Annotated in this window: 7 protein-coding genes; 5 read left to right on the top strand and 2 right to left on the bottom strand. The window is 70.1% G+C overall.

The features are described 5' to 3' along the window. The first annotated feature begins 84 nt into the window (after nt 1–84). Nucleotides 85–1,731 (top strand): long-chain fatty acid--CoA ligase, encoded by a 1,647-nt coding sequence (locus FEK34_RS01850; RefSeq protein ID WP_138446110.1) that lies wholly within the window; start codon nt 85–87, stop codon nt 1,729–1,731. A gap of 90 nt (nt 1,732–1,821) precedes the next feature. Here the strand turns inward: FEK34_RS01850 and FEK34_RS01845 are convergent, their stop codons facing one another. Together FEK34_RS01845 and FEK34_RS01840 are read right to left on the bottom strand one after the other, a co-directional pair. After that, nucleotides 1,822–2,214 carry an SCO5389 family protein gene (locus FEK34_RS01845; protein ID WP_036533089.1) on the bottom strand — a complete coding sequence of 131 codons (393 nt, stop codon included), beginning with the start codon at nt 2,212–2,214 and terminating at the stop codon, nt 1,822–1,824. A gap of 57 nt (nt 2,215–2,271) precedes the next feature. Continuing rightward, a complete protein-coding gene (locus FEK34_RS01840) occupies nt 2,272–3,318 on the bottom strand; it encodes an NAD(P)H-dependent flavin oxidoreductase (RefSeq protein ID WP_171047997.1) in 1,047 nt (348 codons plus the stop codon). A gap of 341 nt (nt 3,319–3,659) precedes the next feature. Between FEK34_RS01840 and FEK34_RS01835 the strand changes: the two genes are divergently transcribed. The 4 genes from FEK34_RS01835 (at nt 3,660) to FEK34_RS01820 (ending at nt 25,796) form a co-directional block, all read left to right on the top strand. Next, nucleotides 3,660–4,424, top strand: coding sequence for a M23 family metallopeptidase (locus FEK34_RS01835; RefSeq protein WP_432760916.1), 765 nt, complete (start codon nt 3,660–3,662; stop codon nt 4,422–4,424). Between the two features lie 87 nt (nt 4,425–4,511). Next, nucleotides 4,512–5,495, top strand: coding sequence for a LuxR C-terminal-related transcriptional regulator (locus FEK34_RS01830; protein WP_138446108.1), 984 nt, complete (start codon nt 4,512–4,514; stop codon nt 5,493–5,495). 196 nt (nt 5,496–5,691) lie between these two features. Continuing rightward, nucleotides 5,692–13,071, top strand: a complete 7,380-nt coding sequence (locus tag FEK34_RS01825) for a non-ribosomal peptide synthetase (RefSeq protein ID WP_138446107.1) — start codon at nt 5,692–5,694, stop codon at nt 13,069–13,071. Between the two features lie 440 nt (nt 13,072–13,511). Next, a complete protein-coding gene (locus FEK34_RS01820) occupies nt 13,512–25,796 on the top strand; it encodes a non-ribosomal peptide synthetase (protein ID WP_138446106.1) in 12,285 nt (4,094 codons plus the stop codon). Nucleotides 25,797–25,923 lie beyond the last annotated feature (127 nt).

Below are 25,923 nucleotides of genomic sequence, written 5' to 3'. Positions count from 1 at the left end.
GTAGGCTCCCGGTGTGATGTGGCTCATGCCCTGGTCCAAGCGCCAGGGCATGACCGTTCGCCCGAGAGTGAGGGGTCTTTTCCGATGTTGAGCACCATGCAGGACGAGCAGCTGTCGCTGGCGACGTTGTTGCGGTACGCGTCGACCTTCGTCGGCGACGCCACCGTGTCCACCTGGACCGGTGCGGGCGTGCGCACCATGACCTACCGCGAAGTCGGCGCCGACGCGGCGCGGCTGGCCAACGCGCTGCGTGGACTCGGGATCGGTGAGGGCGATCGCGTCGGCACGTTCATGTGGAACAACAACGAGCACCTGGTCGCCTACGTGGCGGTGCCCGCGATGGGTGCGGTGCTGCACGCGCTCAACATCCGGCTGTTCCCGGATCAGCTGGTGTTCGTGGCCGATCACGCCGAGGACCAGGTCGTCATCGTGGACGGCACGCTGGTGCCGATGTTCGCGCAGTATCTGCCGCGGTTGAAGACGGTGCGCCACGTCATCGTCGCCAACGGTGACGCCTCCACCCTCACCGCGCCGGAGGGCGTGCAGGTGCACTCCTACCGGGAACTGCTCGACGCGCAGTCCGACAGTTTCGACTTCCCGGTCATCGACGAACGCTCGGCCGCCGCCATGTGCTACACCTCCGGGACGACCGGCGATCCCAAGGGTGTCGTCTACTCGCATCGCTCGAACTGGCTGCACGCCATGCAGGCGACCTCGCCCAACGGCATGGGCCTCTACAGCACCGACACCATCCTCGCGATCGTGCCGATGTTCCACGCCAACGCCTGGGGCCTGCCGTACGCGGCGCTGATGGCGGGCGCGAATCTGCTGATGCCGGACCGCTTCTTGCAGCCGGGTCCGCTGCTGGAGATGATGGCCGCGGTCAAGCCGACCTTCGCGGCCGCAGTGCCGACCATCTGGGGTGGCCTGCTCGCCGGGCTGGCCGCCGCGCCCCAGGACATCACGCATCTGCGTTCGGTGGTGGTCGGCGGTTCGGCGGTGCCGCCGTCGATGATGCGCGACTTCCAGGAAAAGCACGGCGTGCGCGTCGTCCACGCCTGGGGCATGACCGAAACCTCGCCGCTCGGCAGCGTCGCGCACCCGCCCGCCGGTGTCGAGGGCGAAGAGGAATGGGCCTACCGAATCACCCAGGGCCGCTTCCCCGCCGGCGTGCAGGCGCGGCTGGTCGCCGACGACGGCAGCGTGGTGCCCAACGACGGCGAATCCCTCGGCGAGCTCGAGGTCCGCGGCCCCTGGATCACCGGCTCCTACTATTCGCCCGACGGCTCGCCCGTCGACCCCGACAAGTTCGACAACGGCTGGCTGCGCACCGGCGACGTCGGCAAGATCAGCCCGAACGGCTACCTCACCCTGGTGGACCGCTCCAAGGACGTCATCAAGTCCGGCGGCGAATGGATCTCCTCGGTCGACCTGGAGAACGCCGTCATGGGCCACGCCTCGGTCGCCGAGGCCGCCGTCATCGGTGTGCCGGACGAGAAGTGGGACGAACGCCCCCTGGTCGCCATCGTGCTCGCCGAAGGCGCCGAGCCCGGCGAGAAGCAGGCCGAGGAACTGCGTGAGTTCCTCGCCGCCAAGTTCGCGAAATGGCAGCTGCCCGAACGCTGGACCTTCATCGACGAGGTGCCCAAGACCAGCGTCGGCAAGTTCGACAAGAAGCGCCTGCGCGCCCAGTACGCCGACGGCGACCTGTCGGTGATCACCCTCGGCTGATCCGGCCCCTGGACCGACGAACGGCCCGCTCGAAACCGAGCGGGCCGTTCGCTGTGTACGGCGCTGGCACACCGTATACGTGTGAAGCGTCTAGCAGTTGCGTAATTCGGGGCTCTGGTTGAGCAGCTGAGCGCGGGTGCTGATGAACCGCGTATACGTCTCGCCGCCGACAGCCGACAGCGGGAACGCCGCCACCCGGTGGCAGTTCTGGAACGCCAGCTTCACCCCGAAATGCCGCTCCAGGCCGCCGCGGATCGCGTCCGAGGCGAGGGCGCGCAGGAGCTGGCCGCGGGCGACCTCGTCCGGCGGGGGGACCTCGTTGTCGGCGAATTCGGCCGTGCCCTCTTGTAATTCACCGGCCACCCGGCTGACCACTTCCCAGGCGTAGGGCAGGGAGTTCTTGACACATTCGACGAATTCGGCGTCGTCTACCTCGCCTCGTTCGGCGCGTTCGAGCAGTGCGGTGGGGACATCGAGGGACATAGCGCTCTCCTGTCGGTTCGCTGCATTCGGCGACTCGATTCTAAACGAAAGTCGTTGTCAACAAGACTGGATTGCTCGTGAAAGTGCCGATTCCAGCGCGGTTTTCGTTTCGGCGGCCAGCGCCGCGACCAGCTCTCCGGCCGGAAGTTGCCTGGTCAGCGAATGTGCTTGGCCTGCCCAGAGGTTCACCGCGTCGGCATCGCCCGCGGTGCGGGCGGCGGCACGCAATGGTCCTGTGGCGTAGTGGATCTCCGGGTAGGCGACGGGAGCGCCGGGGGTGAACTCGGTGAGGAAGCGGTTGCGCAGGCCGCGTGCGCGTCGTCCGGTGAAGGCGCGGGTGAGCATGGTCGGGGTGTCGGTGCCGATCGCGTTGCGCAGGAGGTCATTGGTGCCGGCCTCCGGGCATGCGAGGAAGGCGGTCCCCAACTGGGCGGCGCTCGCTCCGGCGGCGAGTGCGGCTGCGATGCCCGCGCCGGTGGCGATGCTGCCTGCCGCGACGATCGGGCGGTCCGTCGAGGCGGTGAGCAGTTGCAGCAGGGCGAGCAGGCCGAGCGGGTCGACGGCGTCATCGGCGACCCGGTCGACGTAGGTGGCGCGATGTCCGCCTGCCTCCGCGCCTTGGGCGATGAGGACGTCGGCACCGGCCTCGACCGCGATCGCGGCCTCGGCGGGCGAGGTGACCGTCACCCATACCTCCGAGCCCGCCTCGTGCAGGCGGGCCACGTCCGCCGCGGACGGGCAGCCGAAGGTGAAGGTCACCACCGCGACGGGGTCGGCGGTGAGCAGGTCGAGCTTGGCGTCCCAGTCGTCGGTGTCGTGAGCGGGCTCGCCCACCGGGAACCGGGAGCGCAGCCGATCCAGGTATCCGGCGAACGCGGCGGGCGGGGTGGGCGGAGTCGGGACGAACAGATTCACCCCGAACGGCTTCGTGGTGGCCGCGCGGGTGGCGGCGATGCGTTCGGCGAGGGCGGTCGCGGTGAGGTACCCGGCGGCCAGCACGCCGAATCCGCCGGCCTCGGCGACCGCGGCGGTGAGTTCGGGAGTGGAGGGTCCGCCCGCCATGGGGGCGAGCACGATCGGAACGTCGATATCGTCGATGATCACGGTTCGAGTCTGCCGTCGTTACCTTCCCTGGGCGCGGCTGACCTGCGATTACCTGCGCAGACGTGACTGAAACGGGACCGAAGGTTGCGAAATGGTCACGACGGGGTAGAGTTCCCGTCACGACGGATGCCGAAACGTTATTTCGCTCGGTTCCGGCAGATCGTTACTCGAACGGTCGGCACCGGGATCGGCATCCGTGACCATTGTTCATCGGACGCTAGGACGAAGCTTTGCCGCAGCACCGAGTAGGCCCCAGTTCCGTTACCGTCTCCAGCCTTCTCGGCGATGGTGTCGAGGGTCGGCCGACGCGGCACCGCGCCGAGGCCGGTCGTGTCGAACGGGTGAAGGCCGCGGCCACCGCCGCCGTCGCCGCCGGTGCGCTGATCGGCACCGCCTCCCAGATCGCTCCGGCCATCGCCTACGCGTCGCCGCTGCTGCCCGGCTCGCACAACGACAACGACGCCGACCACGAGGTCGCCCCCGTCTCCTTCGCCGAGCCCGCCGCCGAGGCGCCGGCCGCCGAAGCGCCCGCCGCGCCCGCCCCCATCGCCGACGCCGTCACCCAGGTCGCGGCTCCGGTCGCCGCACCCGCTCCGGTCGCCGCCCCGTTCGGTCTCGGCGGTCTTCCGCCGGAGATCGCGGGCCCGCTGGCGCACGCCGAGCAGGTGCTCAAGGACCTCCAGCAGCAGGTGGCTCCGGCCCCCGCCGTCCGTCCCGTCGCCGGTGCGATCAGCTCCTCCTACGGCAGCCGCTGGGGTGCGATGCACTACGGCATCGACTTCGCCGACGCGCTCGGCGCGCCGATCCACTCCGTCAGCAGCGGCACCGTCGTCGAGGCCGGCCCGGCCTCCGGCTTCGGGCTCTGGGTCCGGATCCTCCAGGACGACGGAACCACCGCCGTGTACGGCCACGTCAACGACATGTTCGTGCAGGCCGGGCAGCGGGTGAACGCCGGTGACGTCATCGCCACCGTCGGTAACCGCGGCCAGTCCACCGGCCCGCACCTGCACCTGGAGATCTGGGATCAGGGCGGCGCCAAGATCGACCCGATTCCGTACCTGGCGTCCAAGGGTGTGCCCATGGAGTGGGGCCCGTCGTCGCACTGATCCGGCCGCGACCCCTTCTCCTGGACAATTGAGACATTGGCGCTCGCCCGGATCTCCGGACCATCGGCCCACCGCGAGGTGCGCCCGATGACCGAATTGGCCGACATATTCGAGCCCGGATCGCTACACGGCCGGCTGTACGCACTGCTGGTCCACCATCCCCGGTCCCGGCTCTCTGATATCGCCGACCACCTCGACGTTTCCGAGGCGCAGGCCCGGTGCGCACTCGATCGGCTCTGTGACGTGCAGGCCGCGGTGCGGCTCACCGACAACGACGGCACCCCGGTCTGGGACGCGCACGCACCCGAAGCGCTGTCCGAAGCCGAGGCCAGGCGACGTCAGCAGGAAATCGCCACCATGCACGCCGCCGCCGCGCGGCTGAGCCAGACCTTCCGGTCCGTGCGCCGCTCACCACGCGGGGCGGGCGCGGTGGTGCCGGTGTACGAGCGGCTGGAAATGCTGGCCGATTTCGAAGAACTCCAGGTCAACGCGCGGCGCACGGTCAAGGTGATCGAACGCGGGCCGTTCCTCAGCGATGTGGAACGCGAACGCCGCCTGTTCGAACTCAAACAGTCCCGCATCGGTGACGGCATCCGCTACCGCACCCTCTATCAGGACACCATCTATCAGGACGGCGAGCGGCTGCGGCACGCGCTCGCCACCAATGCCCGCGGCGCGAGCGCCCGCACACTGCCCGAGCCGCCGTTCAAACTGATCGTCGCCGACGACGAGCGCGCCAGCCTGGTGCTGCACGCCGACGAACGCCGCTCCGACCCGATGGGCCTGCGCATCACCCGCTCACCCGGCCTGGAACTGCTGGTCAAGACCTTCGACGTGCTGTGGTCGCTGGCCGCGCCGATCTCGGTGCACCCGGCCGCCACCGACCTCGACGAACGCGATCGCGCCATCCTCACCCTGATGGGCCTGGGCGCCACCGACGACACCATCGCCCGCAGGCTCGGCATGTCCCGGCGCACGGTGGTGCGCCGGACCGCGCGGTTGCTGGAGCGGCTCGGTGCCAGCACCCGCTTCCAGGCGGGGGTGCAGGCCATCCGCCGCGGCTGGCTGTGACGAGGCTCATCAGAACGGGTAGTACTGCAACATCGGATCGGCCGTCCCGATATACCCGGGGCAACCGATGCAGCGGGCGTGGCAATGCTGCACGCCCTTATATGATGGCCCGGACCGCGCCGGCCCGGGCTGACGACGCCCTGGTTCTTGGGGCAGGGCCGGGTTCTGGCTTTACGCGAGAGGTGAATGCACTCGAATGGAAACTGCCCGTCGTTCCGCTCGTGGTAGCCGTCGCCGCCGCTCGGGCAGCCCGCTGTTCGGACAGCTGCTCACCGCGGCGGTGGAATCGTCGGCCACCTCGGTCGCGATCCGGTACAACCCGACGGGTGAGCCCGCCGACGAGCGCACCCTCACCTATCAGGAACTCGACCAGGCGTCCTCGCAGGTCGCGCGGGAGCTGATCGATCGTGGCGTCGGCCCCGGCGATGTGGTGGCGATCGGGATCGCGCGCAGCCTGGAATCGGTGCTCGCGGTGTGGGCGGTGGCCAAGACCGGCGCCGCGTACGTGCCCGTCGACCCCGGGTATCCGGCCGACCGCATCAACCACATCGTCTCCGATTCCGGCGCCGTCATCGGGCTGACCACCTCGGCGCATCGCCCGGTGCTCGGTACCGGCGTGTACTGGGTGGAGCTGGACGATCCGGTGGTGTCCGAGCGCATCGCCAAGCGGCCCAGCCATCCCATTTCCTATGCCGACCGGGTGCGCCCGCTCGACGAACGTCATCCCGCCTACGTCATCTACACCTCGGGTTCCACCGGACGCCCCAAGGGCGTCGTGGTCACCCACACCGGTCTGGCCGGTCTGGTCGCCGCCGAACGCGAGCACTACGGGGTCACCGAGGACTCGCGGGTGCTGCACGTCTGCTCGCCGAACTTCGACGTCTCGGTGCTGGAGCTGCTGCTCGCCTTCACTTCCGGTGCGACGCTGGTGATCGCGCCGCCGTCGGTGTTCGGCGGGTTCGAGCTGGCGGATCTGCTGCGCCGCGAGCAGGTCACGCACATGCTGATCACCCCGGGCGCGCTGGAATCGGTGGATCCGGCGGGGCTCGACGATCTCGAGGTCGTCGTGGTGGCCGGCGACAAGTTCGGCCCCGAGCTGGTGGGCCGCTGGGCCGGCGAGCACGCCTTCTTCAACGGCTACGGCCCCACCGAGGCCACCATCCTCGCCACCAGCACCGCGCAGATGAGTCCGGACGGGCCGATCACCATCGGCACCGCCATCCCCGGGGTCGGTGCGTTCGTGCTGGATTCGCGGCTGCGGCCGGTGCCCGCGGGCGTGGTCGGTGAGCTGTACCTGTCGGGTCCGGCGCTGGCCCAGGGCTATCTGGGTCGCCCCGGCCTGACCGCCGAGCGTTTCGTGGCCAGCCCCTTCGGCGCCGACACCGGGAACCCGGGCGCGCGCCTGTACCGCACCGGTGACCTGGTGCGCCGCACCGAGACCGGCGGGCCCGACGGCGGCGTCATCGAATATCTCGGCCGCTCGGACTTCCAGGTCAAGATCCGTGGCTTCCGGATCGAACTGGGCGAGATCGACAACGCCCTCACCGCGCACCCGGACATCGATTACGCCGCGACGCTGGGCAAGACGCTGCCCTCGGGCGCGACGGCGCTGGTGTCGTATGTGCTGCCGCGCGCCGGCACCACCGTCGACACCGGCGAACTGGTCGACTTCATCGGCGAATCGCTGCCCGGCTACATGATTCCGGCCTCGATCATGGTGCTGGACGAGATTCCGCTGACCCCGGTCGGCAAGCTGGACCGGGCCGCGCTGCCCGAACCGGTCTTCGCCGCGCGGGCCTTCCGCGCGCCGTCGACGCCGGTGGAGGAGATCGTCGCCGACGTCTTCGCGGCGCTGCTGGTCTCCGGCGACGACACGCGCGTCGGCGCCGATGACGACTTCTTCGAGCTCGGCGGCAACTCGCTGCTGGCCGCCCAGGCCGCCGCCCGCATCGGCGCGGCGCTGGACGTGCGGGTGCCGGTGCAGCTGCTGTTCGAGGCGACCACCGTCGCCGCGCTGGCCGCACGGGTGGAACAGCATTCGGGTTCGGCCGCCGGTCGCGCGCTGACCGCCGTGCAGCGCCCGGAACGGATTCCGCTGTCGTATGCCCAGCAGCGGATGTGGTTCCTCAACCGCTTCGATCCCGACAGCGCGGTCAACAACATCCCGGTGGCCGTGCGGTTGTCGGGCCGCCTGGATGTGGACGCCCTGCGTGCCGCGGTGCGCGATCTGGCCGAACGGCATGAGGTGCTGCGCACCCGCTACCCGGACGTCGACGGCGAGGGCTACCAGCTGGTGCTGCCGATCGGCGATCCGCGCGCGATCCCGGCCCTGACCGTCGAACCGGCCACTGAGGCGCAGGTGCCCGAACTGGTGGCCGCCGCGGTGACCGCGGGCTTCGACGTCACCGCCGCGCCGCCGGTGCGGCTGCGGCTGCTGGTGCTCAGCGAGACCGAACATGTGCTGATCTGCGTCATCCACCACATCGCCGGTGACGGTTTCTCGATGGGGCCGCTGACCCGTGACCTGATGGCGGCCTACGTGGATCGCACCCACGGTGGTGCGCCGGAATGGCCGCCGTTGCAGGTGCAGTACGCCGATTTCGCGCTGTGGCAGCGCGAGGTGCTCGGCGCCGAGGACGATCCGGAGTCGGTGCTGGCCCAGCAGATCGATTACTGGCGCAGGGAATTGGCCGCGCTGCCCGAGCAGCTGGATCTGCCCGCGGACCGGCCGCGTCCCGCGGTGGCCTCCAACCGGGGTGCCACGCTGGCCTTCGAGATCGACGCCGACGTGCACGCCGCGCTGACTCGCCTTGCGCACCAGCACAATTCGACGTTGTTCATGGTGGTGCACGCCGCGCTCGCCGCGCTGCTGGCCCGCCTGTCCGGCACCAGGGACATCGCCATCGGCACGCCCGTCGCCGGTCGTGGTGAGGCCGCGCTCGACGATCTGATCGGCATGTTCGTCAACACGCTCGTGTTGCGCACCGAGGTCGATCCGGGGGCAACCTTCGATGAGCTGCTGGCCGCCGTCCGCCAGACCGACGTCCAGGCCTTCGGCCACGCCGACGTGCCGTTCGAACGGCTGGTGGAACTGCTGGACCCGGTGCGCTCGGCCTCCAGGCATCCGCTGTTCCAGGTGATGCTGACCTTCCAGAACCTCGCGCAGACCGAGCTCGAACTGCCGGGGCTGAAGGTGGCCGGGGTGGACCTGGCCGTGCCGCTGGCCAAGTTCGACCTGCAACTTGCGCTGGTGGAGAACATCGACCGGCACGGAGCGCCGCAGGGACTCTCGGCCGCGTTCACCTACGCCACCGACCTGTTCGATGCCGCCACCGTGCAGGATTTCGCCGACCGGTTCGGTCGCATCCTGGCCGCCGCGGCCGCCGATTCGAGCGCGATCGTCGGCGATGTTGATGTGCTCGCACCTGGTGAACGCGACCTGGTGCTGCACGAGTGGAACACCCCCGGCGTCGCGGTTCCCGAGGTCACGCTGGTCGACCTCATCCAGTCGCAGGCGCGCAGGCGCCCGGACGCCGACGCCATCCGCTACAACGGCACCACCCTCGGCTTCGGCGAATTGCAGCGCCGCGCCAACCGGGTGGCTCGTGCGCTGATCGCGCAGGGCGCGGGTCCGGAAACCCTGGTGGCCGTGGCGATGCCGCGCACCGAGCAGCTGCCGGTCGCGCTGCTCGGCGTGCTCACCGCCGGCGCGGGTTACCTGCCGATCGACACCACCTATCCGGTGCAGCGGCTCGAGTTCATGCTCGGCGACGCGCGGCCGACCTGCATCCTCACCACCGCCACCGAGCTGGATGCGATTCCGGCGGGCGATATTCCGGTGGTGCTGGTCGAGGACACCGATCGCTTCGCCGACGCTCCGGTCAGCGATGCCGACCGGCTCGCCCCGCTGCGCCCGGACAACCTCGCTTACGTCATCTACACCTCCGGTTCCACCGGTGTGCCCAAGGGCGTCGGCGTCGCGCACCGCAATGTGGTGGAGCTGTTCGCGAACACCCAGCTGCTGTTCGAGTTCGACGAATCCGATGTGTGGACGCTGTTCCACTCCTACGCCTTCGACTTCTCGGTGTGGGAGCTGTGGTGCGCGCTCGCCAACGGCGGTGCGGTCGTGGTGGTCGACTACCTGACCTCGCGGTCACCGGAACAGTTCCGCGAGTTGCTGATTCGCGAACAGGTGACGGTGCTCAACCAGACCCCGTCGGCGTTCTATCAGCTGGCCGAGGCCGACCGCGCCGTCCATCCCGACGACGAGGGCAAGTTCGCGCTGCGCTACGTGGTCTTCGGCGGTGAGGCCCTGGATCTGCGGCAGCTGCGCCGCTGGTACGAGCGTCACGGCGGCCACGACTCGGCCGAGAACAGCTCGCCGTGGCTGGTGAACATGTACGGCATCACCGAGACCACGGTGCACGTGTCGTTCCTGTCGATGGACGAACAGCTGGTGGACAACCCGGCCAGCGTCATCGGACGGGCGCTGCCCGGGCTGGACGCCGTCGTCCTCGATGACCGCCTGCATCCGGCACCGGTCGGCGTCGCGGGCGAGATCTATGTGGCGGGCGCGCAACTCTCGCGCGGCTACCTCGGCAGGCCGGGTTTGGCGGCGACCAGGTTCGTGGCCAACCCCTTCGGCGCACCGGGTTCGCGGATGTACCGCACCGGCGATATCGGCCGCTGGGTCGGCTTCGGCGGCCGCGCCAATCTCGAATACGCCGGCCGCAGCGACCAGCAGGTGCAGCTGCGCGGCTTCCGCATCGAGCTCGGCGAGATCGAGGCGGCGCTGCAACGCTGTGCCGGCGTCGGCCAGACCGTCGCGCTGGTGCGTTCCGACGAACACACCGGCGACCGGCTGATCGGCTATGTGGTGCCCGCCGCCGATCGGGCGCCGGGGACCGAACTCGACCCGGTCGCGTTGCGCACCGAGGTCGCCGAATTCCTCACCGGCTACATGGTTCCCGATGCCATTGTGGTGCTCGACGCACTGCCGCTGACCCCCAACGGCAAGCTCGACCGTCGCGCCCTGCCCGCACCGGAGTTCGTGTCCGGCGCGACCTTCCGCGCGCCGGGTTCGCCGGTGGAGCAGGCCGTGGCCGAGGTGTTCGCCGGACTGCTCGGCGCCGCCGAGGTCGGCCTCGACGACGATTTCTTCGGCTTGGGCGGCAACTCGCTGCTGGCGACCCGTGCGGTGGCGCGGATCAACGAGGCGCTCGACGCCGATCTCGCGGTGCGTGAGCTGTTCGAGGCGCCGACCGTCGCCGAACTCGCGGCCCGGATCGAACCGGGCGCCGGTGGTGGTGCGGCACGCCCGCCGCTGACCAGGGCCGAGCGCGGCGACCGGGCACCGCTGTCGCTGGCCCAGCAGCGGATGTGGTTGCTCAACCAGTTCGATCCGGCCTCACCCGCCTACAACATTCCGCTGGCCATCCGGCTGTCCGGCTCGCTCGATGTGCCCGCGCTGCGGCATGCGGTGGCCGACGTGCTGGAACGGCACGAGACGCTGCGCACCCGCTACCCGGCGGCCGCGGGCGACGAGGTGGCCTATCAGGAGATCCTGCCGGTCAGCGCGGCGCTGCCGGGCGGGCTGGAGACGGTGACGACGTCCGATCCGATCAGCCGGATCACCGAGCTGATGTCCACCGGATTCGATGTCACCGAGCAGGTTCCGGTGCGCGCGCTGCTGCTCGGTAACGGCGCCGACGAATACCTACTGGCGATGGTGGTGCACCATATCGCCGCCGACGGTGCCTCGATGGCGCCGCTGGCCCGCGACCTGATGACCGCCTATCTGGCGCGCCGGGGCGGTAATTCGCCGCGCTGGTCGCCGCTGGAGGTGCAGTACGCGGACTTCGCGATCTGGCAGCGCGCGGTGATCGGCACCGATGACGACGAGAACTCCATCGCCGCACGGCAACTGGCGTACTGGCGCGAGCAGCTCGCGGGCCTGAGCGGCGAACTGGAACTGCCGCTGGACCGTCCGCGCCCGGCGATCCCGTCCATGCGCGGTGCCTCCACCGGTTTCGCGCTCACCCCGCAGGTGCACGAGGCGCTGACCCGTATTGCGCGCGAGCATAATTCGACGCTGTTCATGGTGGTGCACGCGGCGCTGGCGGTGCTGCTGTCGCGGCTGTCGGGTGAATCGGATGTGGCCGTCGGTACGCCGATCGCCGGGCGTGGTGAACGCGCGCTCGACGACCTGGTCGGCATGTTCGTCAATACGCTCGCGCTGCGCACCAAGGTCGACGGCGGTGAGAGCTTCGCCGCGCTGGTCGATCAGGCCAGGGAGACCGATCTGGCGGCGTTCGCGAATTCCGACATCCCGTTCGAACGCGTCGCCGAGGTGGTCGCACCCGGCCGGGCGACCGCGCACAATCCGCTGTTCGGCACGGTGCTGTCGTTCCAGAACAACGAGCAGCCCAGCCTGGAACTGCCCGGCCTGACAGTGACCGCGCTGGATGCCGGCGCCATCGCCGCGAAGTTCGATCTCCAGGTCAATGTCGATCCGCGGCACGAGGCGGACGGCACCCCGGGTGAGCTGATCACCGTGCTGACCTACGCCACCGACCTGTTCGACGAGTCGACGGCGCAATCGTTCGGCCGTCGGTTCGAGCGCATCCTCACCGCGGTGGCGGCGGACCCGCAGGTGCGCATCGCCGATATCGACATTCTCGATGCCGCCGAACGTGAGCGGATGACGGCGGCTCCGGCCCCCAAGCCGGTGCAAGCGGAGGTCGCCCCGACGGCGGGCACCGCGCTGAGCCAGACCCTGGCCGCCACCGTCGAGGACGATCCGGACGGACCCGCGGTCGTCTCCGGTTTGGACGCGTTCACCTACCAGGACCTCGACGCCAAGTCCTCCCGGCTGGCCCGGGTGCTCATCGCCCGTGGCAGCGGCCCGGGCGCGGGTGTCGCGGTGCGGCTGGATCGTGGCGTGGACGCGGTGGTCGCCATCTGGGCGGTGCTCAAGGCCGGTGCCGCGGTGGTGCCGTTCGACGGGATCGGCGCGGCGACCGCGGCCGGTCTCGAGGTCAAGGTCGGCCTGACCGCCGGCGGTGCGCAGGCGGTGGCTGGTATCGACTGGCTGGTGCTCGACGACACCTCGGTGAGCGCGGAGATCGCCGCGGAATCGCCGCGGCCGGTCACCTACGCCCACCGCACCCGGGCGTTGCGCGGCGGCGATCTCGCCTACGCCGGCGCGGTGTCGGTGAGCTACGACGACCTCGCGGCCGCGTCCGCCCGGTTCGTCGCCGCCACCGAACTCACCTTCGAATCGCGGTTGTTCCAGCACGGCGGCCCGGATTCCTTTGCGGCCGTGCTGGAAGCCGTCGCGGCGGGGTCGCAGGGCGCCTCGGTGGTGCTGGTGCCGGGGACGGGCGCGCTGACCGATGAACTGGCCGACGAGTGGGTCACCCACGTGCTGACCGACCGGGCCGGGCTCGACGTCATCGACCCGCGTCCGCTGGAGGATCTGCGCGCCGTCGTCATCGACGGGGCCGCCGGCTCGGTGCCCCCGGCGTGGTCGGCTGTCGAGACTCAGCTGAGGCTCGCGGACCTGCGCCGCGACTGAGCACACTCCTGGCGACCGGTGGGCGGGCCTGACTCGCCCACCGGTCTGCTGCGTTCGGCGTCCGCTGGTGCTGCGGCCCGCGGGCATACGCCGGAAATTAGCTGGTCATGTGACCAGTCCTTGCCAGGATTGGTGAATGCCCCATGAATTCTTGCCCCGAGATTTTGGGTCGGTGCAGGTGGGCAGGGCTTGTGATAAGTGCCACAGCATATCGGTTTGGCGAATGGGCAGAAGCGCTGGAAGCCTGGCGAAGACGTGTTTCGACAGCTAGGTGGGCAGACTTTCATGATTGGCGCAGTCGGGGGGCGACTGACTCATGAGCGGCGGTCCGCGGTGATCGGTGTCCGCGGACGCCATAGGAGCCACCGCGGATGACTCGTCCCGCTCGTGTACGGCCGACCCGTACCCGGCGGCCGAGGGTAACCACGCTTCCGCAACTGATGGCGGCCGCTGTCGAGGCCAACCCGGGCGGTCGCGCTGTCGTCTTCGCCGACGCTTCCGCAACCCGCGGGCAGCTCGACTACGCCGAATTGGATGCCAGGTCGACCAGGCTGGCCCGCGCGCTGATCGAGCGCGGGGTGGGGCCGGAGGATCTCGTCGCCGTCGGCATCCCGCGCTCCATCGAATCGGTGGTGGCGGTCTGGGCGGTGGCCAAGTCGGGCGCGGGCTTCGTGCCGATCGACCCGAACTATCCCGCCGACCGCGTCCAGCACATGGTCAAGGATTCCGGCGTGGTGATCGGCCTGACCGTGGCCGCCGCCGTGGAATCGCTGCCCGGACACGTCGATTGGCTGGTCATCGACGACGAGGCCGGTGCGCGGCAGCGTGAGCAGTACTCCGCCGAACCGATCACCTTCGCCGACCGGGTGCGTCAACTGCGCGCCGAGCATCCCGCCTACGTCATCTACACCTCCGGTTCGACCGGCCTGCCCAAGGGTGTGGTGGTGACCCAGGCCGGACTGTCGAGTTTCTGCGATGAACAGCGCGAACGGTACCGGCTGACGCCGGATTCGCGCACCCTGCATTTCGCCTCGCCGTCCTTCGACGCCTCGGTGCTCGAGCTGCTGCTCGCACTGGGTGGCGCGGGGACGATGGTGGTGGCCGCGCCGACCGTCTACGGCGGCGACGAGCTGGCGAATCTGCTGCGCCGCGAGGGCGTCACGCACGCGTTCATCACGCCGGCGGCGCTGGCCTCGGTGGATCCGTCCGGCCTGGACGAGCTGCGCGTGGTGGTGGCCGGTGGTGAGGCCTGCCCGCCGGATCTGGTGCGGCGGTGGGTGCGGCCGGTGGCGGACGGGACCAGGGAATTCTTCAACGGTTACGGTCCCACCGAGACCACCATCATGACCAATATCAGTGCGCCGCTGAGCCCGCGCGACGCCGTCACCATCGGCGGTCCCATCCGGGCGGTCACCGAATACGTGCTCGACGAACGGCTCACGCCGGTGCCGACCGGTGTCGCGGGCGAGCTCTACATCACCGGTGCGCAATTGGCGCGCGGTTATCACGAGCAACCCGGCCTGACCGCGCAGCGTTTCGTCGCGAACCCGTTCGCCGACAACGGCTCCCGGCTCTACCGCACCGGCGACCTGGTGCGCTGGACTGCCGACGGTGATCTGGAGTACTTGGGCCGCAACGATTTCCAGGTCAAGATCCGTGGCTTCCGGATCGAACTCGGTGAGATCGACGCGGTGCTCGGCAGGCACGATTCGGTCGACTTCGCGGTGACGATCGGGCACCGGCTCGACACCGGTGCGACGATTCTGGCCGCCTACGTGCACCCGGCCGACGGCGCCGACGTCGACACGGCCGAACTGCTGGCCTTCGCGAGCAACAGCCTGCCCGCGCATATGGTGCCGACCTCGGTCACGGTGCTCGACGAGATCCCGTTGACCCCGGTCGGCAAGCTGGACCGGCGCGCGCTGCCGACACCGAAGTTGCAGACCACCGCCTTCCGTGAGCCGTCCGGGTGGGCCGAACAGCTGGTGGCGGAGGTCTTCGCCGAGCTGCTCGGCACCGAGGCGCCGATCGGCGCCGATGACGATTTCTTCGAACTCGGTGGCAATTCGCTGATCGCCACCCAGGCCGCCGCACGGCTCGGCGCCGCCGTCGACGCCAGGATCGCGGCGCGGGTGATCTTCGAGGCGCCGACCGTCGCGGCTCTGGCCGAGCGGCTGAATGCCGAGAGCGGCACCGGTGGCCGGCGCGCGCTCGCGCCGATGCCGCGCTCGGAACGGATCCCGCTGTCGCCCGCGCAGCAGCGGATGTGGTTCCTGAACCAGTTCGACCCCGCGTCCGCGGCGAACAACATTCCGTTCGCCTTGCGCTTGACCGGTGCGCTCGACCTCGCCGCCCTGCATGCGGCGATCGCCGATGTGCTCGATCGGCACGAGAGCCTGCGCACGGTGTACCCGGCCAGTGATGGGGCCGGTCATCAGGTGATCCTGCCCGTCGAGCGGGTGTTGCCGGAGCTCGCCGCCGAGGCGGTGTCGCGGGACGAGCTGCCGCGCTGGCTGGCCGACCGTGCGCTGGCCGGATTCGATGTGGCCGCCGACGTGCCGTTGCGGATAGCGGTGGCCGAACTCGGCGCCGATGAGCACGTGCTGGCCGTGGTGGTGCACCATATCGCTGCCGACGGCACCTCGCTGGCGCCGCTGGCCACCGACCTGATGACGGCGTACCTGGCGCGGATCGCCGGTACGGCGCCGCAGTGGGAGCCGCTGCCGGTGCAGTACGCCGACTACACGCTGTGGCAGCGCGACGTGCTCGGCGACGAGGACGATCCGGAATCCCTTGCCGCTCGCCAGCTGTCGTTTTGGCGGCAGGCGCTGGCCGGTATCCCGGACCGGATCGAGCTGCCCGCCGACCGCCCGCGCCCTACCCGCTCCTCCGGGCGCGGCGCGACCCTGAATTTCGCCATCGACGCCGAGACCACGACCCGGCTGGACGGCCTCGCGAACGACGCGGGCGCCTCGCTGTTCATGGTGGTGCACGCCGCGTTCGCCGCGCTGCTCGCGCGCCTGTCCGGTTCCGCCGACATCACCATCGGCACCCCGGTGGCCGGGCGTGGTGAGCGCGAACTCGACGGGCTGATCGGCATGTTCGTCAACACGCTGGTATTGCGCACCGAGATCGACCCGCAGGCGAGCTTCACCGAACTGCTCGCGGCGGTGAAGGAGACCGATCTCGCCGCCTTCGCGCATACCGAGCTGCCGTTCGAGCGGCTGGTGGAGGCGCTGGATCCGGTGCGTTCGCAGGCGCATCACCCGCTGTTCCAGGTGGCGTTGTTCTTCCAGAACATGACCGCGCCCGCGCTCGACCTGCCCGGCCTGTCGGTCGAGGCGGTCGAATTCGACGGTGCGGTAGCGAAATTCGACTTGCAGCTCACCATCGCCCCGGTGGCCGATGGTGGCATGTCGGCCCAGTTCACCTACGCCACCGACCTGTTCGACGAGGCGACGGTGGCCGAATTCGCGGCCCGGCTGCGTCGCACCCTGCGCGCGGTGGCCGGCGAGCCGCACCGGCCGGTCGGCGATATCGATCTGCTGTCGATGGTCGAGCGGGATCGAATCCTGCACGAATGGAACGACACCCGCAATCTGCTGACCCCGGAACTGCTGCTGGACGGCTACCGGCACGCGGTCGCCGCGCACGCCGATGCGGTGGCGCTGGTGTACGAAGGCCAGGAGCTGACCTACCGCGAGTTCGACGAGCGGGTGAACCGGCTGGCCCGGCTGCTGATCGCGCAGGGCGTGGGCGCGGAGTCGCTGGTTGGCCTGGCGGTGCGGCGGTCGCTGGACCTAATGGTCGGCATGTACGCCATCGTGGCCGCCGGTGGTGCGTATGTGCCGTTGGATCCGGATCATCCGGTGGAGCGGATCGCGCACATCCTGGAGACGGCCCGGCCCGTCGCTGTCGTCACGACCACCCGCGATGCGGTCGAGGTGCCCGCGGGGATTCCCGTGTTGCGCATCGATGCCGTCGATCTGGAGCGCTACGCCGCCACGCCGATCCGGTCCAGTGAACTGCTGCGCCCGGTGCGGCCCGAACATCCGGCCTACGTCATCTTCACCTCGGGCTCCACCGGACGTCCGAAGGGTGTGGCAGTCACGCACGCCGCCATCAACAATCAGATCGAGTGGATGCTGACCGCGTATCCGCTCGGCCCCGACGACGTGTACTTGCAGAAGACCGCGACGACGTTCGACGTGTCGCTGTGGGGCTTCTTCATGCCGTTGCGCACCGGGGCCAAGCTCGTCATTGCGACACCGGACGGGCACAGGGACCCGGCCTATGTGGCCGAAACCATTGCGGCGCAACAGGTGACGGAAACCGACTTCGTGCCCTCGATGCTGACGGTGTTCGCCGCGCACACCCCGCCGGGTTCGGTGCCGACCCTACGCGAGGTATTCGTCATCGGTGAGGCGCTGCCGCCGGAAACCGTCGCGGCCGTGCGTGAAGTGTGTGACGCGAATGTGCACAACCTGTACGGCCCCACCGAAGCTGCGGTCTCGGTGACCTACTGGCAGGCCGATGGCGCCGAACAGCGGTCGGTGCCGATCGGGCTGCCGCAGTGGAATACCCGGGTGTACGTGCTGGATTCGCGGTTGCGTCCGGTGCCGCCGGGTGTGGCGGGTGAGCTGTATCTGGCCGGTGATCAGCTGGCGCGCGGCTATGTGGGTCGCCCGGATCTGACCGCTGATCGCTTCGTGGCCAATCCGTTCGGCACCGGCGAACGCATGTACCGCACCGGTGACCTCGTGGTGTGGCGCGGCCGCGACGAGGACGCGGTGCTCGACTACCTGGGGCGCACCGATTTCCAGGTGAAGTTCCGTGGACAGCGCATCGAGCTGGGGGAGATCGAAACCGCACTGCTGGCGCACCCGTCGGTGAGTCAGGCCGTGGCGCTGGTCGTACCGACGGCACTGGGCGATCAGCTGGTGGGGTACGTCGTTCCCGCGCCCGGGCACGACATCGACCAGGCGGCGCTGCTCGCGGCCGTGGGCGAGACCTTGCCCGCTTACATGGTGCCCGCGACGATCGTCGCGCTGGATGAGTTCCCGCTGAATCCGAGCGGCAAGCTGGACCGCAAAGCCCTGCCGGAACCGCGGTTCGAATCCCGCGAGTTCCGTGCGCCGTCCACGCCGGTCGAGGAAATCGTGGCCGGAGTGTTCGCCGAGGTGCTCGGTACCGGCCGCGTCGGTGTCGATGACGACTTCTTCGCCCTCGGCGGCAACTCGCTGATCGCCACCCAGGCCGTCTCCCGGCTCGGCGCCGCGCTCGGCGTGCGGGTGCCGGTGCGGGCGCTGTTCGAGACGCCCACCGTCGGCGCGCTCGCGGCCGCGGTGGAATCGCAGACCCACGGCCTCCGCACCGTCGAACTGGGCACCATCCCGCGCCCGCCGCAGCTGCCGTTGTCGCTGGCGCAGCGGCGCATGTGGTTCCTCAACCGCTTCGATCAGGACGCCGCCGTCGGCTCCTCGGCCTACAACCTGCCCTTCGCGCTCCGGTTGACCGGTGCGCTCGTCGTCGACGCGCTCGGCGCGGCACTGGCGGATGTGGTGGCGCGGCACGAGGTGCTGCGAACGGTGTACCCCGAGACACCGGACGGGCCGGTGCAGGTGATCCTGCCGTCCGGTGAGGGCGCGCCGGTGTTGCGGGTGCGCTCGGTGGACGAGGCGGAGGTGCCCGGCGCGGTGTACGCGCTGGCCTCGGCGCCGTTCGACGTGACAGACGAGGTGCCGCTGCGGGCCGTGCTGTTGCGGGTGCGCGAGACGGGCGAAGAAGGCGGAACAGCCGTCGACCGGGTTGCGGGCCGTGGCGCCGAAACGTCGGCCGCCGGAGTCGGTGATTCGGCCGCCGGCAGGTCGACCGGCGACGAGTCGGGCACTTACGTGCTGGCCGTCGTCGTCCACCACATCGCCGGTGACGCGTCCTCGATGGCGCCGCTGGTGCGTGACGTCATGATCGCCTACGCCGCGCGCGCGGCGGGTGTGGCGCCGGAATGGCAGCCGCTGCCGGTGCAGTACGCGGACTACGCGCTGTGGCAGCGCGAGGTGCTCGGCGACGAGGGCGATGCGGATTCTGTTGCGGCGCAGCAGATCGCCTTCTGGCGCGACCAGCTGGCCGGTCTCCCTGATGTGCTTGATCTGCCCGCCGACCGCCCGCGTCCGGCGATCGCGTCGATGGCAGGCGGCAAGGTGCCGGTCGCGATCGACGCCGAAACCCACGCCGGGCTGGTCGCCTTGGCGCGCGAGCACAACGCGACGTTGTTCATGGTGGTGCACACGGCGTTCGCGGTGCTGCTGTCGCGGCTGTCGGGGTCCGGCGATATCGCCATCGGTACCCCGGTGGCGGGACGCGGGGAACGCGAACTCGACGACCTGATCGGCATGTTCGTCAATACGGTCGTCTTCCGCACCCGCCTCGACGGCGGCGAATCCTTCGCCGAGCTGCTGACCCGTCAGCGCGATACCGACCTGCAAGCCTTCGCCCACGCCGACATCCCGTTCGAGCGCCTGGTCGAGGTACTCAACCCGCCCCGCTCGACCGCGCACCACCCGCTGTTCCAGGTCGGCCTGTCGTTCCAGAACGTCGCCCGCGCTGAGCTCGAACTGCCCGGCTTGGCCGTGAGCGGTGTGGACGCCGATCTCGATGTGTCGCAGTTCGATCTGCACCTCATCGTCGGCGACAGCTACGACGAGTCCGGCACGCCCACCGGGATCGGCGGCTTCTTCACCTACGCCACCGACCTGTTCGACGAGTCGACCGTGCGCACCTTCGCCGACCGCCTCGGTCGCGTGCTCGCCGCCGTCGTCGCGCGACCGGACGCGGTGGTGGGGGAGATCGAGCTGCTCGACGCCGTGGAGCGGGAGCAGGTGACGCGCTGGTGGAACGGCACCGAGCGCGCGCTGCCCGACGCCACGACACTGGCGGCGATCCTGGATGCGGCGGTCGCTGCCGAGCCGGACCGGATCGCGATCGTCGCTGACGGATCGCCCATGTCATCCGTGCACGCCTCCGGAATCGCTGCCCTGACCTACCGCGAACTGGACGAGCGCATGAACCGGCTCGCCCGCTACCTCATCGCCCAAGGCGTCGGCCCGGAGGCACGGGTGGGGCTTGCGCTGCGGCGGTCGGTGGATCTGGTTGTGGCGATGTACGCCGTGACCCGAGCCGGTGGCGCGTACGTGCCGGTCGATCCGGACCAGCCTGCCGAGCGGACGAACTACATCCTGGCGACCGCCGAGCCGGTGTGTGTGCTCACGAACGCCCAGGCGGGTTTCGATTCCGCTGCCGCACCGGTGATTTCGCTGGACGAGGTGGAGCTCGACGCGTTCGGTGCCGTACCGATCACCGATGACGACCGCATCGCCCCGTTGCGCCCCGAACACGCCGCCTACGTCATCTTCACCTCCGGCTCCACCGGCCGCCCGAAGGGCGTGGCCGTCTCGCACGCCGCGATCGTCAACCAATTGCAGTGGAAGACCGCCGAATTCGGTCTCACCGCCGACGACGCCGTGCTGCTGAAGACCGCCGCGACGTTCGATCTGTCGGTCTGGGAGTTCTGGTCCGCCGCCGCCTGCGCGGGACGCATGGTCATCGCGGCCCCCGACGGTCACCGCGACCCCGCCTACCTGGCCGGACTCATGGCCGAGCAGCGGGTGAGCACCCTGCACGCGGTGCCGTCCATGCTCGATGCCCTGGTCACCGCCGGCCTGCCCGATGCGCTGCGCCGGGTGCTCGCCATCGGTGAGGCCCTGCCCGCCGCGCTGGCGCAGCGGGTGCTTGGTGAGCGTCCGGCCATCGAGCTGTTCAACCTCTACGGCCCGACCGAGGCGGCGGTGTCCATCACCGCCCACCGCGTCACCCTCGCCGACCAGGCCTCGGTGCCGATCGGCGCGGCGGAATGGAACAGCCGCGTCTACGTCCTGGATGCCCGCCTGCGCCCGGTGCCGCCCGGTGTCACGGGCGAGCTGTACCTCGCGGGCACCCAACTCGCCCGCGCTTACGTCGCCCGCCCGGACCTGACCGCCGAACGTTTCGTCGCCAATCCCTTCGAGCCCGGCGCCCGCATGTACCGCACCGGCGACCTGGCCGCCTGGAACCGTTCCGGCGAACTGGAATACCGGGGCCGCACCGACTTCCAGGTGAAGATCCGCGGGTTCCGCATCGAACTGGGCGAGATCGAAGCGGCGCTGCTGGAGCTGCCGGGCGTGGCGCAAGCCGCGGTGGTCGCGAAAGCCGACGCCCGCACCGGCGACCGTTTGGTCGCCTACCTGGTGCCCGACTCGGACGCCGACAACTCTCGTCACCGCGCGCAAGGCTCCTCGCCCACCGCAGTTGACGTGTCAGCGGTGAAATCAGCGCTCGCGGCGGCCTTGCCGTCCTACATGGTCCCGTCCGCCTTCGTCGTCCTGGATGCCCTGCCGCTCACCGTCAACGGCAAGCTCGACCGGAAGGCCCTGCCGGAGCCGGAGTTCGAGGCGCGGGAGTTCCGTGCGCCGTCGACGCCGACCGAAGAGGCCGTGGCCGGTGTGTTCGCCGAGGTGCTCGGCACAGAGCAGGTCGGTGCCGACGACGATTTCTTCGCCCTCGGCGGTAATTCGCTGCTGGCCACGCAGGTGGCGGCACGGTTGGGTGCAGCGCTGGACGCGCGAATCCCGGTGCGCGCGTTGTTCGAAGCGTCCACCGTCGCCGGGCTCGCGGCGAACCTGGAGCAGCACGCCGGTTCGGGCCGCCGTGCGCTCACCCCGATGCCGCGGCCGGACCACATTCCGCTGTCACCGGCACAGCAGCGAATGTGGTTCCTCAACCAGTTCGATACGTCCTCGCCGGTCTACAACATCCCGGCCGCGATCCGGCTGACCGGCGAGCTGAACACCGAGGCCCTGTCCGCGGCGATCACCGATCTGGTGGCCAGGCACGAAATCCTGCGCACCACCTACCCGCAGACCGACGACGGCCCGATCCAGGTCGTGGCCGAGGCTGCCCCGGTGGCTCTCCCGATCCGGGCCGTCGCCGAATCCGAGATCACCGATGCGGTGCGCGAGGTGGCCGCCGCCGGATTCGATGTGACGCGCGAACTCCCGTTCCGCACCGCGCTGCTGCGGATCACGCCCACCGATCATGTGCTGGTCTTCGTCGCCCACCACATCAGCGCAGACGGCTGGTCCATGGGTCCGCTCACCCGCGATCTGATGCTGGCCTACACCGCTCGCGGCGGTGGCAGCGAACCGCAGTGGACGCCGCTGCCGGTGCAGTACGCCGACTACACGCTGTGGCAGCGCGATGTCCTCGGCGACGAAGCCGATCCGGACAGCCTCATCGCCACCCAGACCGAATACTGGCGCACAGCACTGGCCGGGCTGCCGGAGGAACTGCCGCTGCCCGCCGACCGGCCCCGTCCGGCCGTGGCGTCCTATCGTGGCGAGACCTTCGCCGTCGACCTCGACGCCGAACTGCACGCCGGGCTGGAACGCGTTGCCGCCGAACACAATGCGACGCTGTTCATGGTCGTGCACGCCGCGCTCGCGGTGCTGCTGGCGCGGTTGTCCGGCACCACCGATATCGCGGTCGGCACGCCGGTCGCCGGACGCGGTGAGGCCGAGCTCGACGAGCTGATCGGCATGTTCGTCAACACCCTGGTGCTGCGCACCGAGGTCGACTCGGCCGCCGGTTTCGACGCCCTGCTGCACGAGGTCCGTGGCACCGATGTGGCGGCCTTCGGCCATGCCGACGTCCCGTTCGAGCGGCTGGTGGAATTGCTGGACCCGGTGCGCTCGACGGCCAGGCATCCGCTGTTCCAGGTGATGCTGACCTTCCAGAACCTCGGCCGCACCGAGTTCACGCTGCCCGGTCTCGCGGTGGCGGCGGTGGAACTCGACGTCGCCGTCGCCAAGTTCGATCTCCAGGTCACCATGGCCGAGCAGCCGGACGGGTCGGGGATGAGCGCGGTGTTCACCTATGCCACCGACCTGTTCGACGCCGCGACGGTGCGCTCGTTCGCCGATCGCTTCCAGCGCATCCTGGCCGCCGTCGCCGCCGACGCGAGCACCGTCATCGGCGACATCGACCTGCTCGCCCCCGGCGAACGCGAGCGCGTGCTGCACGCCTGGAACGCCCCCGGCGCCTGGGTGCCCGGCGCCACGCTGCCCGCGCTCATCGCCGAGCAGGCCTGGCGCCGCCCGGACGCGATCGCCATCCGCGCCGGCGCCGCCACGCTGACCTTCGCCGAACTCCAGCGGCGCGCCAACCAGGTCGCCCGCGCCCTCATCGCGCGCGGTGCGGGCCCGGAAACGCTGGTGGCGGTCGCGGTGGAGCGCACCGAGGATCTGCCGGTGGCGCTGCTCGGTGTGCTGGCCAGCGGCGCGGCCTACCTGCCGATCGATGCCACCTATCCGGCGCAGCGGCTCGAGTTCATGCTCGACGACGCCGCCCCGGTCTGCGTGCTCACCACCGCCGCCGAAGCCGACCGCGTCCCGGTGGGGGAGCGCGAGCTGGTGCTGCTCGAGGACGCCGCCGCGTACTCCGATGCCCGCATCGATGACGCCGACCGGCTCGCCCCGCTGCGCCCGGACAACCTCGCCTACGTCATCTACACCTCCGGTTCCACCGGCGTGCCCAAGGGCGTCGGCGTCACCCACCGCAATGTGGTGGAGCTGTTCGCCAATACCCAGCCGCTGTTCGGTTTCGGTACGGCCGATGTGTGGACGCTGTTCCACTCCTACGCCTTCGACTTCTCGGTGTGGGAGCTGTGGTGCGCGCTCACCCACGGCGGCAGCGTGGTCGTCGTCGACTACCTGACCTCGCGGTCGCCGGAACAGTTGCGCGAGTTGCTGATTCGGGAACAGGTGACGGTGCTGAACCAGACGCCGTCGGCGTTCTATCAGCTGGCCGAGGCCGACCGCGACGCCGAGGGCGAATTGTCGCTGCGGTATGTGATCTTCGGCGGTGAGGCGCTGGATTCGCGCCGGTTGTCGCGCTGGTACGAACGTCATCCGGTGGACGCACCGCGCCTGGTGAACATGTACGGCATCACCGAGACGACGGTGCACGTGTCGTTCCTGTCGCTGGACGAGCACACCGTTGACCGCCCCGGCCTGATCGGGCACGCCCTGCCCGGCCTCGAGGCCAAGGTGCTCGACGACCGGCTGCATCCCGCGCCGGTCGGCGTGCCGGGCGAGATCCACGTCTCCGGTGCTCAGCTCACCCGCGGCTATCTGGGCCGACCCGGTTTGACCGCCACCCGATTCGTGGCCGATCCGTACGGTGCGCCGGGGTCGCGGATGTACCGCACCGGTGACGTCGGCCGCTGGCGTGACGCACCGGCCTCGCTCGAATACGCGGGCCGCAGCGATCAGCAGGTGCAGCTGCGCGGTTTCCGGATCGAACTCGGTGAGATCGAGGCCGCGCTGCTGCGCTGCCCCGGTGTCGGCCACGCCGTCGCCATGGTTCGCACCGACGCGGTCGCGGGCGAGCGCCTGATCGGCTACGTCGTCCCGGCCGCCGACGCCACCCTGGACCCGGCCCAGCTGCGCGGACAGGTCGGCGGATTCCTCACCGGCTACATGGTCCCGGACGCCTTCGTGGTGCTCGACGCGCTGCCGCTGACGCCGAACGGCAAGCTCGACCGCCGCGCCCTGCCGGAACCGGAGTTCACCGGCGCCACCGATTTCCGCGCACCCGAGACCGAGCTGGAGCAGACGGTCGCGGAGGTCTTCGCCGACCTGCTCGGCGCCACCCGCGTCGGGCTCGACGACGATTTCTTCTCCCTCGGCGGCAATTCACTGCTGGCCACGCGCGCGGTGGCACGGCTGCGCGCGGCGACCGGGGTCCCGGTGGCGGTGCAGTGGTTGTTCACCGACGCCACCGTCGCGGGCCTGGCCGCCCGGCTGAGCACACCCGCACCGGAACTCGATGCGGGCGCCGCCCTCGATGTGCTGCTGCCGCTGCGCGCCGAAGGCACGGCCGAGCCGCTGTTCTGCGTGCACCCGATGTACGGGCTGGCCTGGTCCTACGCCGGGCTCGCCGCGCACATCCCGGACGGGGTGCCGCTGTACGGCTTGCAGTCGCCGGCGCTGTCCGGCGAGGGCGAACTGCCCGAGACACTGGCCGAACTGGCGCAGCGTTATCTGACCGAGATCCGCACCGTCCAGCCGCACGGTCCGTACCGGTTGCTCGGCTGGTCGCTCGGCGGCGTGCTGGCCCATGCCATCGCCACCGAACTCCAGGCCGCGGGCGAGCAGGTGAGCCTGCTGGCCATGCTGGACAGCCATCCCGACCCCGATGTGGCCGGATTCCGCGCCGCGGTGCGCGAGGCGCTGTCCGAACTCGGCCTCGGCACCGACGTGCTCGGCGACGGCGACGATATCTACGACCTGTCCGACGAGGCCTTGGCCACTCTGCACGCGATGATCCCGTCTGAGCTGCTCGCCCTCACCCCCGAGCGGCTGCGGCGGGTCTATCGCGGCGCGGTGCGCTCGGCGGAGTTGATCTCCGGGTACCGGCCCGGCGTCTTCGACGGCACGGTCGAGTACTTCAGCGCCTCGATCCCGCATCCGCGCCAGCTCACCGGGGGTCCGCGAGCCGCGGATTGGCAGCGCTACGTCTCCGGTTCGGTGGTGGATCACCCGATTCCGGTGAACCATGATCAGATGACCTCACCCGCGGCGCTGGACGTGATCGGCCCGCATCTGGCCGCCCTGCTCGACCCGGCGGAGTGACCGGTCGTGGCCGTGGCCGCCCGCTGCTTGCGCGGGCGGGGGATAATCGGCCCCGGTAGTTCGTCGGTGGCAGCGATGAACCGCCGCGAACGGTAACGATCGGCACATGCCCACTCGATTGAGTGAT

It is taken from the genome of Nocardia cyriacigeorgica, assembly GCF_005863245.1.
Lineage (GTDB): Bacteria > Actinomycetota > Actinomycetes > Mycobacteriales > Mycobacteriaceae > Nocardia > Nocardia cyriacigeorgica_C.
This window is presented reverse-complemented; position numbering and strand designations above follow the sequence as displayed.